Origin of the sequence: Methylobacterium sp. Leaf94, from assembly GCF_001426045.1 — a bacterium.
Classification (GTDB): domain Bacteria; phylum Pseudomonadota; class Alphaproteobacteria; order Rhizobiales; family Beijerinckiaceae; genus Methylobacterium.
The window spans coordinates 156,558-172,014 of record NZ_LMRM01000010.1 but is presented as its reverse complement, the minus strand read 5'-3'; the positions used below and the strand labels follow the sequence as shown (position 1 = coordinate 172,014).

The window sequence follows — 15,457 nt, the reverse complement described above, 5'->3', positions numbered from 1 at the left end:
CGCCATCACGCGCAGGCTGCCTAACCTCTCACCCCAGATGGACCAGAGCCTCCGCTCCTGAACACCGCTGAATGTCCCAAATCATCTGACGACGGACACCGACACGTCCGCAGGATTCCCGCCTCGCCGTCATGGCGGAAGCGCGCGACGACGAGGCGGGCAGCTACCGGCTCCTCATCGTCAAGGCCGAGGGGGGCGCCGCCGTCGATGCGGCCCTCGGCCTGATCAAGGCCGCTCTCGGCAAGGCCTGAGACCGTCCAGCGCACAGGCCTGTGGACGAAAACCCGGGTTGTTAACCTTGGACCTTCTCTCGACTCCAGCCGCGGCAGCGACGCGGACAGGGTCTTCTCGACGGCCGCGCTGGGCGGCCTGCTGACGAGGCCCAAGATGCCGAAGAGAAATAGAGAGCCCGAGCTCACGACCGAACAGCTACAGGACCTGCTCAACCTGGCACGGAAGACGCGCGAATCCATGTCTACAATGGACGGGCCCAACCAAGCGCTCATGCTCCTGCGCACATTCAACATGGCGGACCGCGTCTACGGTCTCTGGCCGGACTCGTCACGTCCGTGCGGATACGCCTACAAGATCATGAAGGGCGAACTCGGCAGTGCTGCCATGCGGCGGGTCGCAAGGAATGCCGAGATCTCCGTCGCGGGAGTCTTCCAGGAGAGTGAGGACCACGCCGACCTTACGCGCGAGATCTATGTCGGGCTCGAAACGAGTGGCGAGGCCTACCCCGAGACGTACGCGCAGGCCTTCAATTTCTGGATGGACATCGTGCCCGCCCATTTCGAGGACACGAAGGCGCGCATCCGAGTTCTCCTCGGCTGACGTCACGTCCGAGCGATAGAAGGCAGAGTGCCCCGGAGATGGTCCGGGGCCCTCTCGCTTTCAGGCGTCCTCGCCGTCGTCCTCCGCCTGCCCGAGCCGACGCTCCTCGGGCAGGTCGGGGGTCGCTGCGAGACGCTCCCGAATCTGCCCCAGGGTGACCGGGGCATACGACCAGCGGTCGACGCCGACGTCGCAGGACTGCGAGGTGTCCGGCAGCATGCCGTGCGTGTGCCCGAAAAGCTGGATGCTCCCTCGCCACGCGCCGGGCCAAGCCCGCATCGGGTAATGGCACATGATGACCCGGGTGCCGTCGACCTTGCGGCTAACGAGATCGTGCTGCTCGTGCCACGCCAGGCTCGTCACCCGCGGCTTGTCGTGGTTGCCCCGGACGAGGAACTTGCGACCCCGGAGCCGGCGGAACAGGTCGGCACACCGCTCAGGGGACGACCCCATCGCGAAGTCACCGAGGTGCCAGACCTCGTCGCGGGGGCCGACGACCGCGTTCCAGGCGGCCACGAGCATCTCATCATGCTCGGAGATGGTGTCGAACGGGCGCCGACTCATCCGCAAGACGCCGGCGTGGCCGAAGTGCGAGTCGGCGGTGAAAAACGTGGTCATCAGGGCAGCCTCCTTGGCGGGGGCTGCGCACGCGCGTCACGCCCCGGGGGTGGGTCTCGTCGGGCGGGGTAGCGCTATTCGTTTCACGGCGGCCTCGGTCGGCTGGTGAGGTGAATGGTCTAGTACGGTCACCTTAAGGAATCCCTGGACCCTTGAATCCTGTGACGCGGTGCGGAGACCGCCCGTTCCGGAGGTCCTCGTAGGCCGCCCGGCACCAGGGGACGTACTGGCTCGGCCCGCGCTTCTCCCACGGCTTCGGGCGCGGGCACGTCCGGGCGATCCACCGCAGGACGGTGTCGAGGTCGGCCCCCGGCCCAAGGCGGGCGGCCATCCTCTCGACGCAGTAGTCCCCACGCCTCCGGGGGCACCATGCGCACGTCACGCGCACCCGCCGGTAGGGGAAATCGGCGAGGCTCCGAGGTTCGCGCATTCGATCTTCGCACCCATTCCCCACCTCAAGCGTTCCCTATTTGTTCTCAAGAACGGAGGGATCAATGCTTAGCTTTCAGGACGTCGCGGACGCTGGGCCCGAGGAGCGCGACGCGATCATGCGGGCGCTCGCCGAGGACCTGATGGAGGCCTCGGGGCAGCGGCGCGGCGGAAGGGGATTCGTGCGGGCTGAGCGCCCGGCCGACGTCGCCCGGGCGCTAGGACGGGACCGCCGCGCTCAGACCGGGCCGGTCGTGCCTTCTGGTCTGCGCCGCTGCCGTTGCCGGGTCGTCCGCCCCTCGGCGTAGGCCCTGGCGGAGGCTGCGCGCCGGCGTGCTTGCTCCGCCGCGGCGTCCTTGATCCCGCGCTGGCGCTGATGCTCAGCGACGAGTTGAGCCTTGAGTTCGGTGCTGTCGGGAAGTTCGACGTCAATCCGGGCTAGCCGAAGCGCCTCGACCCACGCCTCCATCGGCTTGGCCTTCAGGGCTAGCATCTCGTCCCGCGTGTACCGGCGGGTCATGCCGTTGTTGTCGGTGACGTGGAGCAGGTCGCTCTTGGCGTGGTCCATGACGAGGCCCACCAGGTTGGACGAGATCCCGGCCTCTTCCTGAAGGTAGGAGGCAAAGGCCCGCCGGACATCATGGGGCGTTGCCCGGCAGCCGGGCATCGCGGCGACGTCGTGGGTCAGCGTATCTTCGTGGAGGTGCCAGTCAGTCCGGCCCCCAACGCGGCGAGCCCGAACCATCGGGAACATCCAAGGGGACCGCAGCTTGCCTGCTGTCAGAGCGTCCTCGGTGGTGCGCTCAATGTAAGCCTGCGCCCGGCGCCATGCGACCGGGGGCAGGGGGATAGCATGGCTACCGGCGAACGGGTCCCGCGCTGTCGGTGAACCCCTTCCGACCTTCCGATGCCCCTCCCACCAGATCCCCCAGCCCTCGCGCTCGGTCCAGGGCAGGAACTCCTCAACCCGCGCCTTGCAGATCGATAGGCGGCGCTGTGCCGTGAACACGAGGAGCTCGACTGCGAATCCGACGCTATCCACGAGGATGCCGGTCTGGGCGATGGACAGCATGATCGCGACCTCGCTCACGAACGGGAAGTGCTGCCTCGATTTCGTATCCCCGAGCTTCGGTGCCTTGAGTTCCTCCATGGCCTTCCGGGCAGCGCCGCTGAGGCGGACCTGCCCGGGCTCCGCCATCCAGGCCCAGAACCGCTTCGAAACGCGGACGACATCCCGGGCCTGGGACCGCTTTCCCTCTCTCACGAGGCCGGCCACCGCCTCAGCAACATCGGGTGCCTGGATGCGGGAGACGAACCGGTCGTCGAGGGCCCGCATTGCAGGGCAGCCGACGACAGACCTGTAGTTCCGCACGGTGTCAGGCCGGTAGACCTGCGCTGGGCTCTCGGCCTCCGCCTTGAGGTGCGCGACCCAGGCGTCCCGGGCCTGCCTGTATGTCCAGGTCTCAGGGGTGCGGTTCTTCGGCATGTGCGCCGGCACGACCACGGCCTCGCCCTTGGCCGCCTTCGCCACGAGCGCTGCCCTCTTGAGCGCGATCCAGGCTGGGTCTGGGACGCCAGCGCCTTCCTCGACATGGGCACGGACCGCAGCCCCAACGGAGCGAACCTGCACCGGCGTCCAATCGTCCGCGTCGCCCAGGCGGATGCGCAGAGGCTCACCCTCGTGCCGGAACCGCATCGAGTAGACCGCCGCCGTTGGTGTCAGCCGGAGCGTGGCTCCCTCGCACCCGCCGATGCTGACGTCACGCGCCGCCGCCCGGGTCGCACGGGCATCCTTGATCAGGTCCTCTATCTGCTTGCCAGTGAGAACGGCGACGGCTTTCCTGGGCATGCATGGCTCCGAGGTAGGCGTCTGCTCTACCGCGTAGCGCACCCGTAGCAAACGCGATCCGCGCTTCCGGGGTTTTGGATCCCCAGGTTGGGGACCGGCCAGGGTTAATCGAACCTTCCGAAATGCCCCGAAAAGAGGGCTTCTATAGAGGGGAAACGCGTTGTGACAGAGTCTCTTGATGACAGGTGGCGGGGGGCCTGCTACCACGATTTTGGCGCATGACTCCGTAGCTCAGCTGGATAGAGCAGCCGCCTTCTAAGCGGCAGGTCGTTGGTTCGAGCCCAACCGGGGTCGCCAGGTTCTTCTCAGAAAATCAAGATGGCAACTCGCGGGGGCGCCTTCATCTGGCGCCTCGCGGCGAGAACATTTGCGACCTATCGCCGGCCATTCTCCGGGTCTCCCGTCAAGTTCTCCCACGCCAAGTCCCACGCAGTCCCACCAAAAGCCGGAGCAGAGCCGAGGGCTCGCCGGACATGGAGACCCCATGCCCCCACGCGACACCAGCTTCCCCAAGGGCAACGACTGCCGATAGCCACACGCACTGCTTCGTCTGCAGCAGTTCGCGGTGGTATCGGTCAACGGGGGTTCCAAGGGGGCCGCCAGGAACCTCAAGGCCGAATACCTTTGGCTCGACCGGTTCGAGGAGATCATCCTCTGGTTCGACAACGACGAGTTTGGCCAGACCGCCCTCGAGACATGCGTCAAGATGGTCAAGGTCCGCGTGGCCAACGCACCGGCTGGCATCAAGGATGCCAAAATCCGGCTGAATCTCAAGCGCCCCGGCGACATCATGACCTGACCGGCTGGCTTTGGACCGGGCTGATTAAAAGGATCAGCCAGGACCGAACCAGCTGGACATGCGGCGAGGTTATCTACGATCAGGCCCCAGCGGTTCTCCATCAGGGTGTGACCGATGAAGCAGAGCTTGGCTTCCATTTCCGAACTTTTACGGTAGAGGCGGGCTTCTCGGTCCGTGGTGCTCGCGTGGGTCTCGTTCGAGCGCGTCTGACCCCTGAAGTCGACCTCGACGTTGCGCCCGCCGGCGGACGGCGGCGGATCTTTCCCTTGATCGTTGCCGCCCTGATCCTTGGGCTTGAAGCATATGAATCGACGCCCAGGCCTCGATCAGCGTCCCGTCGACGCTGAAGTGATCGCTGGACGGAAGCCGCCTGACCCGGGGCTGGGCCAGCACGGCGGCCAGGAACTGGGCCGCGATCCCACCGGCCAGGAGCCGGTCCCGGTTCCGGGTGAAGCTCGAATGGTCCCAGGCCTGATCGGCGATGCCCAGCCCGACGAACCAGCGGAACAACGGGTCGAACGCGAGCCGCCCCATCAGTTGCCGCTCAGAGCGGATCGAGTAGAACATCTGCAGGAGCATGGCCCGCAGCAGCATCTCGGGCGGGATCGACGAATGACCCATCCGGGCCGCATAGAGCGCCGAGAACTACCCGCTCAGGGCCGCCAGCGCCTCGTCCGTCAGTGTCGGATGGCTCGCAGAGGATGATCGGACCGGACCCAAGCCCCAAGGGCCACATACGAGAACAACGCTCCCGAACGCCGATCCGAGCCCCGCATCTGCCTCCCCCGCTTACTGCCAGGGAGCAGTGAATCATGCCAACTCCTGGCACGCCACGGACTTCCTCAACACCCTGCTAGACCATCCTCCTGCACGCCCGCCGGACCTTCCTGGTGGCCGATCACACCAAGTTCACGCGCCGGCCGATGGTCCAGGTGGGACGCCTTGCGCAGATCGACACGCTCTTCACGGACCGGCCGCCGCCAGAAATCGTCGCCCTGATGGAACGGCACGGGGTGAAGCTCGCATTGACCGGATCGGGAGGCGTCTCGCGAAGCCCTGATTTTCGCTTGCGACTATTCCTCGACAAAGGGAAATCCTCCTGGCGTCGGCATACGACGAGACCTGGAGGAGACTCATGACGTCAGGAGGGATCCGTCGGGCCGAGGGAGCCCCCTACGATCTGCTCGTCATCGGCGGAGGCATCAACGGCACGGGGATCGCTCGCGACGCGGCCGGACGAGGCCTCTCGGTCCTGCTCTGCGAGCGTGGGGACCTGGCCGAATTCACCTCGTCATCGAGCACGAAGCTGATCCATGGCGGCCTGCGCTACCTGGAATATTACGAGTTCCGCCTGGTGCGCGAGGCGCTCGCCGAGCGGGAACGCCTGCTGCGTCTGGCACCGCACATCATCTGGCCGCTCCGCTTCGTGCTCCCGTACGACGATGGACTCCGCCCGGCCTGGATGCTGCGGATCGGCCTCTTCCTCTACGATCATCTCGCGCGCCTGCGCACGCTCCCGCGCTCGGAGATGGTTCGCTTGCGAGCATCGCCGATGGGCGCGCCTCTACAGGGTCGGCTCTCGAAGGGCTTCGTCTATTCGGATTGCTGGGTGGAGGACAGTCGGCTCGTCGTCCTCAACGCGATGGATGCCAGGTCGCGGGGCGCCGAAATCCGAACACGGACCGGCGTCGAATCGGCCCGCCGCATCGATGGGTCCTGGACCGCAACCCTCCGCGACGTCGGCACCGGGCAGTCCGAGACCGTTCGCGCGAAGGCCGTCATCAATGCGGCCGGACCTTGGGTGAGCGAGACGCTGGGCACCACCCTCGGGATCAACAGCCGCGCGGCAGTCCGCCTGATCAAGGGCAGCCACATCGTCGTGCCAAGGCTCTACGAAGGCGACCAAGCCTATATCCTCCAGCAGCCCGACAAGCGCATCATCTTCGCGATTCCGTACGAGCACGACTTCACCCTGATCGGTACCACCGACGTACCTTACGAGAACGAGCCCGGCCCGGCGACGATCTCGGCGGAGGAGACGCGCTATCTCTGCGATTGCATCAACCGCTCCTTCGCCCGGTCGATCGACCCGAAGGATGTGGTCTGGAGCTACTCCGGGGTGCGCCCGCTCTACGATGACGCGGCAGCCGACGCCTCGGCGGTCACCCGAGACTACGTGCTCGACCTCGAGGATGGCGGTGGGCGGGCTCCAGCGCTCTCGGTCTTCGGCGGCAAGATCACGACCTACCGTCGCCTCGCCGAGCACGCGATGGAGAAGATCGCGCCACATTTCCCGGGGCTCAAGAAAGCCTGGACCGGCACTGCAGTCCTGCCCGGCGGCGCGATGCCGGCGGCGAATTTCGAAACATTTCTGGAGCAGTTCCGCCGAGAGGCTCCTTTCCTCCCGTCCGAGACCGCGCGGCGCCTCGCCCGAGCCTATGGGACCGAAGCGCGGACCATCGTGAAGGGCGCCCGCAGTCTCGCGGATCTCGGCGACGCCTTCGACGGCGGCCTGACGGCTGTCGAGGTCGACTATCTCGTTCGCGCCGAATGGGTGCGGACCGCCGAGGACATCCTTTGGCGCCGCTCGAAGCTCGGCCTGCGCACGAGTCCGAAAAGTGCCGCGCGCCTCGCCGCCTATATCGCGCGGAAGGCCGAAGCCGCCTGACGCCAACGCCTTCCGAAACGCCAAAGCCGGCGCGAAGACCGGCCCGGACATCTTCGACGCCGCTCCCAAGGGAGGAAGACGACCATGTCTCAGTATGTCGGCGCCATCGACCAGGGCACCACCAGCAGCCGCTTCATCGTCTTCGATCGCGAAGGGCACATCACCGCCTGCAGGCAGCGGGAACATGCGCAGATCTATCCGCGGCCCGGCCACGTCGAGCACGATCCGATAGAGATCTGGCGCAATACGCAGGCCGTCATGCAGGATGCCCTCGACGGGGCCGGACTGACGCCGAAGGACCTGCTCTCGATCGGCATCACGAACCAGCGTGAGACTACGCTGATCTGGGACCGGCGCACGGGTACTCCGCTTCACAATGCGCTGGTCTGGCAGGATACCCGCAACGATCGCCTCGTGACCGAGTTTGCTCGCCACGGCGGCCGCGATCGCTTCCGGGCGCTCACAGGCCTGCCCCTGGCGAGCTACTTCTCGGGCTTGAAACTGCGCTGGCTCCTCGACCATGTCGACGGCGCGCGAGAGAAGGCGGAAGCTGGCGACGTCCTATTCGGAAACATCGACAGCTGGCTCGTCTGGAATCTCACCGGCGGCCCGGACGGCGGCCTCCACGTCACCGACGTGACCAATGCCAGCCGCACCCAACTCATGTCCCTCGAGACCCTGGCCTGGGACGATGGCATGCTTACCATGTTCGGAATTCCCCGCGCGATGCTGCCGGGGATCGTCTCGTCGTCCCAAGTCTACGGAGAGACACGCCTGCCCTTCGCCGGGGTGCCGATCGCCGGGATCCTCGGAGACCAGCAGGCCGCCCTGTTCGGCCAGACCTGCTTTCGGCCGGGCGAAGCGAAGAACACCTACGGCACCGGCTGTTTCGCCTTGATGAACACCGGCGAGACGCCGGTGCCCTCGACCTGTGGCCTCGTGACGACGCTGGGCTACAAGCTCGACAGCGCGCCCGCGGTCTACGCGCTGGAAGGTTCCATCGCCATCACGGGCGCGCTGGTGCAGTGGCTGCGCGACAACCTGCACATGATCCAGGACAGCGCCGAGGTCGAGCGCCTGGCCACCACCGTGGAGGACAATGGCGGTGTCTACTTCGTGCCCGCCTTCTCTGGGCTCTACGCGCCGCACTGGAACGAGGGTGCCCGCGGCCTGATCATCGGCCTGACCCGCTATGCCAATCGCGGCCACATCGCCCGGGCCTGCTTGGAGGCTACGGCGTTCCAGACCCACGAGGTCCTGGAGGCGATGGAGAAGGATTCCGGCATCCCGGTGCGGGAGTTGCGCTCGGACGGCGGCATGGTCGCCAACGTGACCCTCATGCAGTTCCAGGCCGATATCCTCGACGTTCCAGTCGTGCGGCCGAAGGTGACGGAGACCACAGCGCTGGGAGCCGCCTACGCTGCGGGCCTCGCGACCGGATACTGGAAGAGCACGGACGACCTCGTGCGCAACTGGGGAATCGACCGGCGCTGGGAGCCAAATATGGACGCGACGCAGCGCCGGCGCATCACCGCGGCCTGGGGCCGGGCGGTGAAGCGCGCCTTCGACTGGGACAGGCAGGACGACTGACGTTCACCCCGACATCGACCACCTCGGAAACACAAGACGACGTCGGCGGACTTGCCATGACGTCGCCACTCCCGGGGGAGCTTCTCGGCACGATGGTGCTGATCATCCTCGGCAGAGGGGTTGTGGCTGGGGCCCTCTTGCGCGGCTCGGAGGCGGAAGGCGCGGGCTGAATCGCGACCACCGCTGGCTGTGCCTTCGCCGTCCTGGCTGGGCCTTCGCCGTCCTAGCCGGGATCTTCGTCGCCGCTGCGACGGGCAAACCCGACGCGCACATCAACCCCGCGGTCACGATCGCGGCGGCGATCGCCTCCGGGTGCTCACGAACGTCCGTAATGGGGCCGCCTGCGTCGTCACGGCCCTGAGCGGGGTGGACCCTGTCATCTTCGAAGCACGGGGTCGGCGGCTCGATGCAGCGGTCGCCACCGATTTACCGCGCGTCATCCGTTCGGATTTCTCCCTCGACTTGCCGGGGCACGCAGGGCCTGCGGACATGGCCGTCGGACAAAACCGATCGACGCTTGCCGGCAACGATCGTCACGGCTGGATGCGGTGGATCGATCTCCGATCAACCCTCTCGGCCGTCGAATGAGAGCTTGGCCGATCCGCAACAAGCTCAGGCGGTGTGGCGCTGGCCGACGACGAGGCGCAAGCCGGCCGGGCCGACGGACGCCTCGGCGAGGATGGCGGTGGCCTTGCGCGCCAGTTCTCCGCGCTGGAACGGCTTCTGGACGATGCGCTCGGCTCCGACCTCGCCCGCCTGCATCAGCGCCGCGGTGTCGGCGTATCCGGTGACAAACATCACGGGAAGATGCGGCCACCGAAGGCGGATCTGGCACGCGGCCTCGGCCCCGTTCATGCCTGGCATGGCGAAGTCCAGAACGATCAGGTCGACACAGGCGTCGGATTCGAGAGCGGAGAGAGCGGCAAGGCCAGAGCCCGCCTCGCGGATGCGATAGCCGTTCTCGGACAGGATCGAGGTGGTGATCTCGCGCACCGCACTATCGTCGTCCACCACGAGGACCACCGGCCGATCGCCCGCCCGACGCTGCTCGGCGCAGTCGATAACAGGCCGGAATGCCTCGCGGGCCGGGGAGGTGGCCTCCGCCCGCGGAAGGTAGATCCGCACCGAGGTGCCTTCGCCCACGCAGGTGTCGATGCGAACACCGCCGCCGGACTGCTTCACGAAGCCATAGACTTGTGCGAGGCCGAGGCCAGACCCCTTATCGACCGCCTTCGTGGTGAAGAACGGCTCGAACACACGGGCCAGGACCTCGGGCGCAATCCCGGTACCGGTGTCGCTCACCGCGAGCATCACGTACTCGCCGGGCACCGGCTCTTCCGCACGGGCAGGGGTCCGCGTCAGGGTGACGTTCGCGGTCTCGATGGTGAGGCAACCCCCCACGGCCATGGCGTCGCGCGCGTTGATCGCGAGGTTCAGGATCACGAGCTCGATCTGCGTCGCATCGACAAGGGCTGACCAGAGATCGGATTGCAGCGTCATCTCGATGCGCACCGCACCGCCGATCGAGCTCTGCAGGAGATCGCGCATGGACGAGACGGTCTGGTTCAGCTCCACCGGCGTCGGCTCCAGGCGCTGACGACGGGAGAAGGCGAGGAGTTGCGCCGTCAGGCGTGCTCCGCGGTCGGCGGCACCACGCATCATCTGAAGGCGGCGCTGCGACCGCTCGTCGGGGATGGCACGCTCCAAGAACTCGATGTTGCCGGAGATCACCGTCAGCAGATTGTTGAAATCATGGGCGACGCCGCTGGTGAGTTGGCCCACGGCTTCCAGGCGCTGAGCCTGGCGGAGAGCCTGCTCGACCCGCTCGCGCTCGGCAATCTGGCGGTGCAGCTCGGCATTGGCGGCAGCGAGGTCGCTCGTGCGCGTTTTCACACGGGCCTCTAGGGTCGCGTTGAGGTCCCGCAGATCCTGGACTGCGCGCTCGCGCTCGGCATGGGCGCGCGCCTCGGCGAGGGCGCGCAGGATGGTCCGGGGCAGGCGGTCGAGGCGCTGCTTGGTCACGTAGTCGGTGGCACCCCGCTTCAGGGCTTCCACCGCGACATCCTCACCGAGGGTGCCCGAGACGAAGACGAAGGGCGTACCCGGACAATGGGTGCGAGCGATCGCCAGGGCGCTGAGGCCGTCGAAGGTCGGCAGAACGTAGTCGGCGAGGATGAGGTGATGCCCGCAGGACGCAGCTGCAGCGGTGAAGTCCGGCGCGGTCATCACCCGGTCGATCGTATACGGACGCCCGAGATCATCGAGCACCGCACCGAGGAGTTCCGTATCGAGGTCGCTGTCTTCGAGAAGGAGGATTCTCAGGAGTGCCGGACCGACATCATCCTGCGTCGCCTGATCGGGCTGAGTCACGTGTTCGATGGCCAACCTCCTCCCCGATGCGGGGGCGGCTCGTTCAGGACCGCCCAGAACACGCCGAGATCCTGGATCGCCTCGAAGAATTCCGTGAACCCAACGGGCTTGACCACGAAAGCGTTCACGCCGAGGTCGTAGGACCGCACGAGGTCGGTCTCCTCCCGCGAGGAGGTCAGCATCACGACCGGAATCGCGCGGGTCCGGACATCGCCCTTGACCTGCGCGAGGACCTCCAGGCCGTCGACCTTGGGCAGCTTGAGGTCGAGGAGGACGACGGCTGGGTCGCGCGTATCCCGGCCCGCGAAGTCGCCGCGGCGATAGAGGAAGTCGAGTGCCTCCGCACCGTCGCGACAAATCACGATCTCATTGGCGAGTTGGCTCTTCTCCAGGGCGGCAAGGGTGAGTTCGATGTCGTTCGGATTGTCCTCGACGAGGAGGATCGGCTTCAGATCGGGCATGGATCAGCGCGCTTCCCTGGGGTTCCGCGACGATCGGGCTCGGTTCGCGGCATTCGGATTGGGCACCGCCCTCGGTGTCGGCAGCGTGAAGTAGAAGGTCGCGCCGTGTCCCACGGCTCCTTCGGCCCAGGTGCGACCGCCATGGCGCTCGACGATGCGCCGCACATTCGCAAGTCCGATGCCGGTTCCCTCGAATTCCTCCACCCGGTGCAGGCGCTGGAACACCCCGAACAGCTTGTCGACATAGGCCATGTCGAACCCGACGCCGTTGTCGCGCACGAAGAAGACGGCCTGCTCCGCTCCGTCGTCCTCCTGTCCGGTGTCGGGGCTCCGACCATCGAGACGACCGATCTCGATCGCCGCATCCGGCCGACCACGGGTGTACTTGACGGCGTTCGAGAGCAGATTTTCGATGACGAGGCGCAGCATCACCGGATCGGCGTTGACCCGTCCGAGCTGTCCGATGGTCCAGTGGATCGTCCGCTCCGAGGAGACGTCACGAAGCACAGAGCGACGGACCTCCTCGACCAGCGCGTTGAGATCGCCGGCGACCGGGTTCAGGGCGTTGCGGCCCATCTGCGAGAAGCGCAGCAGGTTGTCGACCAGAGTACCCGCCGAGAAGGCCGCCTCGATGATCGTGTTGATGTAGTGCCGCCCCTTCTCGGATAAGAGGCTGCCTTCGCGCGATCGCAACAGCTCCGAGTACCCGACGATATGCCGGAAGGGCGCGCGGAGGTCGTGGCTGACCGAGTAGGAGAAGGCTTCCAGTTCCTTGTTGGAGCGCTGCAATTCCTCGCTCAGGGAGGCGAGCTCCTCGGCCCGCCGCAGAACGATCCCGAGCACGGAGGCCCTAAGGTCCTTCACCGATTCGATCTCAGCCCGCATCCAGGGGAGGGCGCGGTTCTGCAGTGTCTCCTTCCAGATGGCGAAGGATTGCCGAGGGTGCAATCGTTCGAGGCCGCCGGCCGGATCGGGCACGGCGGCCTTGGTCGGGTCGCCGCCCCACTTCACCGTGCGCACCACCTCGGGTCGGAACCAGAGCACGTAGCTGGCATATTTCTGCGAGATCGAGATTGCCAAGAGGCCGCTCGCCCGTTCGGCGAAGGCGCGTGCCGGCGGATAGACTTCACTCAGCGCATCCGTGGCGACGAGGTCGGCACCGCCGGGTCCGCTGGAGAGCCATTGGTAGATTGCCCGCACTTCGGATTCCCGCGGCGTCGCGCCGAGGAGCCGGCAGGTGTCCGAGGTGATCACGGCCGCGCCTGATGCTCCGGCGAGGGCCAGGACGTCGTCGGAATGCTTCAGCAAGCCGTCGAGGAAGTTTTCCTCTTCCGCCATGAAGCCGAGGAGCCGCGACTGGATCGCCCCCAGGCGCAGGCGCTGTTCGGTCTCCGCGCCACGCTCCTTGGCCGCGAGCTGAAGCGCGAAGATGCGGGTGAGGAAGTCGCAGGCGTTGCGGGCCTGGAGCGGCACGCGGCGGGGCTCGGCATTGTGGCAGGAAATCAGGCCCCAGAGGACGCCGTCGACCAGGATCGACACCGACATCGACGCCATCGTGCCCATGTTGCGCATGTACTCGACATGCACCGGCGAAACGCTGCGCAGAATCGACTGGCTGAGGTCGAGGGGCTCCGCGTCCTCGCCGGCCTCCCGCAGGATGGGGACCGGCCGGTACCCGGCATCGGGGATGATCCGCAGGCGGTTGCGCCGGTAAAGCTCCCGGGCCTGGGCGGGGATGTCGGACGCGGGAAAGCGGAGGTCGAGGTAGGAGGGCAAGGCGCCGTTGCCATCCTCGGCGATGACGGTGCCGTGCCAGTCCCGGTCGAACCGATAGACGAGGGTACGGTCGAAGCCGGTGATGTGGCGGATGTCGACGGCCACGAGGTGACACAGCGCGGCGACGGAGGCGGCGTCGTGCAGACCCTCCACGAAGCGGCTCAGGCGCGGGTAGAGCGCGTCGAGGCTGTGATCGGATGCGAAGACGCTCGCGACCGCCTCGAATTCCAGAATGATGAGCCCGGCCGAGCGATGGATCGCGAGGTCGTAGGCGAGGGGCCCCTCGGGGGTGGCCAGGGTCACGGTGCGCAGGTATTGGGCGCCGTCGCGCTCGGATTCCGCCGCTCCCTCCAGCAGGAGGCCGGCGAGTTCCGGAAAGACCGCATCGCAGGGTTGGCCGAGGCAGGCCTCGACACCCCCGGGGACGTTGGCACTTGCCTGGACGATCCGGCCGTCCGTCGCCCGGAGGGCGAGGAGGAAGCCGTGCGGCTGGAGCGTCCCGAGGCGGTGGATCGGCTCACGGTCGCAGACGGTCAGAGCTTCGGCGGGCGGCAAGCCCATGTCCAACCCCCGCGAATCCACCGTCAAAGCCTCCGCTCCCCCCGACCGTCCTCGTCATGCGCGTCCTCTCGCGGTTGGTTACGCGGATCGCGCGGGCGGCGCAACGCGACCCGGCGCGCGGCAGCCACAACAGACCGCGAGAACTCCCGTACCCCGTCGCGCCCGCCAGCCCCGCAATCTCCGGTCGACATCCCTGCGGGCCGCTCTAGCTTCCGCAGAGGATCGACTCCGTCCAACGCGGCGGGATCGACGACAAGGGGGGACGCTATGGCGAAGCGCGAGCGCATGGAACCGACGCCGCCAGAGCTCCTGAGCCCCTGGCGGACCGAGGCGCGGGCCAGGCTGCAGGCCGAGGCACGCGATTTCGCCCGGGACGTCGTGATGCCGCTCGCCGACGCGCTCGATCCGCAGAAGGCGGAGATGCCGCGAAGCCTCATCGATCAAATGGCCGCCAAGGGCTGGTTCGGCATCACGATCCCGGCCGAGCAGGGCGGCCTCGGCCACGGCGTGTTCGAGTACTGCCTCGTCTCCGAGGAACTCGCCCGGGCCTGGCTCTCGGTGGGCAGCATCCTGGCGCGGGGCCAGGGTCTCGGCACCCAGACCCTCGATCCAGAGCGGCGAAAGGCCCTTCTCGAGAAGTCGGCGAAGGGACAGTGGATCGGCGGCATCGCCCTCTCGGAGCCCACCGCCGGCTCGGACCTCGCCGGCGTGCAGACCCGGGCGGTACGCGAGGGCGACACCTGGGTGTTGACCGGAACCAAGCGCTGGGCGGGCTTCGCCAAGGCCGCGGACTTCGTCGAGGTCTTGGCCCGGACCCGCGATCCCGAGCCCGGCGAGCCACGCTCGGCGGGGCTCGAACCCTTCCTCGTCGTGAAGGAGCCCGGTACCTTTCCGCCCGGCATGACCGGCCGGGTCATCGACAAGATCGGCTATCACGGCTTCCTCACCTTCGAACTGGACCTCGACGGCGTGCGGGTGCCGGAGACCGATCGCCTCACCGGGCTCTACGGCGACCAGGGCGCCGACGCGGATTCCGGGGGCTTCGCTTCGGTCCAGCGGGGGCTCAACATCGCACGGGTGCACACGGCGGCCCGCGCGGTCGGCGTGGCCCGGGCGGCCCTGGAGGATTGCCAGGCCTATCTGCAGGAGCGCGAGCAGTTCGGGCACCCGATCGGCGACTTCCAGGCCCTGCGCTTCGCCCTGGCCGACATGGCGGCCGACGTCGCCCAGGCCCGCGCCTTCTGGAACCAGGTGGCGCACCTGCTCGACGCCGGCGAACCGGCCGAGAGCGAGTCGGCCATGGTCAAGCTCGTCGCCACCGAAATGGCGGTGCGGGTCACCAACCAGGCGATGCAGCTCCATGGCGGGAACGGCTACACCACCGAACGCCGGGTGGAGCGCTACTGGCGCGACGCGCGTCTGACGACGATCTTCGAGGGAACGAGCGAGATCCAGCGCCGGATCATCAGCGACCGGATGCTGCCGAAGCCCTGACGCACCGG

Annotated in this window: 11 protein-coding genes, 1 tRNA gene and 1 pseudogene; 7 read left to right on the top strand and 6 right to left on the bottom strand. The window is 67.2% G+C overall.

Annotated elements, in window-relative coordinates; translation table 11 throughout:
- Positions 1 to 504: 504 nt before the first annotated feature.
- Positions 505 to 834: a hypothetical protein gene (locus ASG63_RS07995; protein ID WP_156394119.1), complete on the top strand. Its 330-nt coding sequence runs from the start codon at positions 505 to 507 to the stop codon at positions 832 to 834.
- A gap of 60 nt (positions 835 to 894) precedes the next feature.
- Here ASG63_RS07995 and ASG63_RS07990 read toward each other — a convergent pair whose 3' ends face one another.
- Both ASG63_RS07990 and ASG63_RS07985 read right to left on the bottom strand, forming a co-directional pair.
- Positions 895 to 1,452 (bottom strand): metallophosphoesterase, encoded by a 558-nt coding sequence (locus ASG63_RS07990; protein ID WP_056213986.1) that lies wholly within the window; start codon positions 1,450 to 1,452, stop codon positions 895 to 897.
- A 667-nt stretch (positions 1,453 to 2,119) separates the two neighbouring features.
- Entirely contained in the window at positions 2,120 to 3,772 is a 1,653-nt protein-coding gene (locus ASG63_RS07985) for a hypothetical protein (protein ID WP_156394118.1), read from the bottom strand.
- Positions 3,773 to 3,950: 178 nt separating this feature from the next.
- On the opposite strand from ASG63_RS07985, the gene ASG63_RS07980 reads away from it, so the two are divergent.
- Both ASG63_RS07980 and ASG63_RS07975 read left to right on the top strand, forming a co-directional pair.
- Positions 3,951 to 4,027, top strand: a tRNA-Arg gene (locus tag ASG63_RS07980).
- Positions 4,028 to 4,295: 268 nt separating this feature from the next.
- Positions 4,296 to 4,529 (top strand): hypothetical protein, encoded by a 234-nt coding sequence (locus ASG63_RS07975; protein WP_056213972.1) that lies wholly within the window; start codon positions 4,296 to 4,298, stop codon positions 4,527 to 4,529.
- Positions 4,530 to 4,600: 71 nt separating this feature from the next.
- Here ASG63_RS07975 and ASG63_RS07970 read toward each other — a convergent pair.
- Positions 4,601 to 5,305: pseudogene (locus ASG63_RS07970) on the bottom strand (transposase); the annotation flags it as partial.
- Positions 5,306 to 5,664: 359 nt separating this feature from the next.
- Here ASG63_RS07970 and glpD point away from each other — a divergent pair.
- From glpD to ASG63_RS25780, 3 genes are all read left to right on the top strand, one after another.
- Positions 5,665 to 7,197, top strand: a complete 1,533-nt coding sequence (gene glpD, locus ASG63_RS07965; RefSeq protein ID WP_056213970.1) for a glycerol-3-phosphate dehydrogenase — start codon at positions 5,665 to 5,667, stop codon at positions 7,195 to 7,197.
- An 84-nt stretch (positions 7,198 to 7,281) separates the two neighbouring features.
- Complete coding sequence (gene glpK, locus ASG63_RS07960; protein WP_056213967.1) at positions 7,282 to 8,787, top strand: glycerol kinase GlpK; 1,506 nt, start codon at positions 7,282 to 7,284, stop codon at positions 8,785 to 8,787.
- A 312-nt stretch (positions 8,788 to 9,099) separates the two neighbouring features.
- The gene (locus tag ASG63_RS25780; protein WP_162248638.1) at positions 9,100 to 9,375 is read left to right on the top strand and encodes a hypothetical protein; all 276 of its coding nucleotides are present in this window, start codon (positions 9,100 to 9,102) and stop codon (positions 9,373 to 9,375) included.
- Between the two features lie 24 nt (positions 9,376 to 9,399).
- Here ASG63_RS25780 and ASG63_RS07955 read toward each other — a convergent pair whose 3' ends face one another.
- From ASG63_RS07955 to ASG63_RS07945, 3 genes are read right to left on the bottom strand one after another with little or no spacing between them, the layout of a single operon-like run.
- Positions 9,400 to 11,172, bottom strand: a complete 1,773-nt coding sequence (locus ASG63_RS07955; protein WP_443189780.1) for a response regulator — start codon at positions 11,170 to 11,172, stop codon at positions 9,400 to 9,402.
- On the bottom strand, positions 11,154 to 11,618 hold the full coding sequence (locus ASG63_RS07950) for a response regulator (protein ID WP_056213964.1): 465 nt from the start codon (positions 11,616 to 11,618) through the stop codon (positions 11,154 to 11,156). Before ASG63_RS07950 ends, ASG63_RS07955 begins: the two co-directional genes overlap by 19 nt.
- A gap of 3 nt (positions 11,619 to 11,621) precedes the next feature.
- A complete protein-coding gene (locus ASG63_RS07945; RefSeq protein WP_082559225.1) occupies positions 11,622 to 13,955 on the bottom strand; it encodes an ATP-binding protein in 2,334 nt (777 codons plus the stop codon).
- Positions 13,956 to 14,240: 285 nt separating this feature from the next.
- Between ASG63_RS07945 and ASG63_RS07940 the strand changes: the two genes are divergently transcribed.
- Positions 14,241 to 15,449, top strand: coding sequence for an acyl-CoA dehydrogenase family protein (locus tag ASG63_RS07940; RefSeq protein ID WP_443189779.1), 1,209 nt, complete (start codon positions 14,241 to 14,243; stop codon positions 15,447 to 15,449).
- Positions 15,450 to 15,457: the final 8 nt, after the last annotated feature.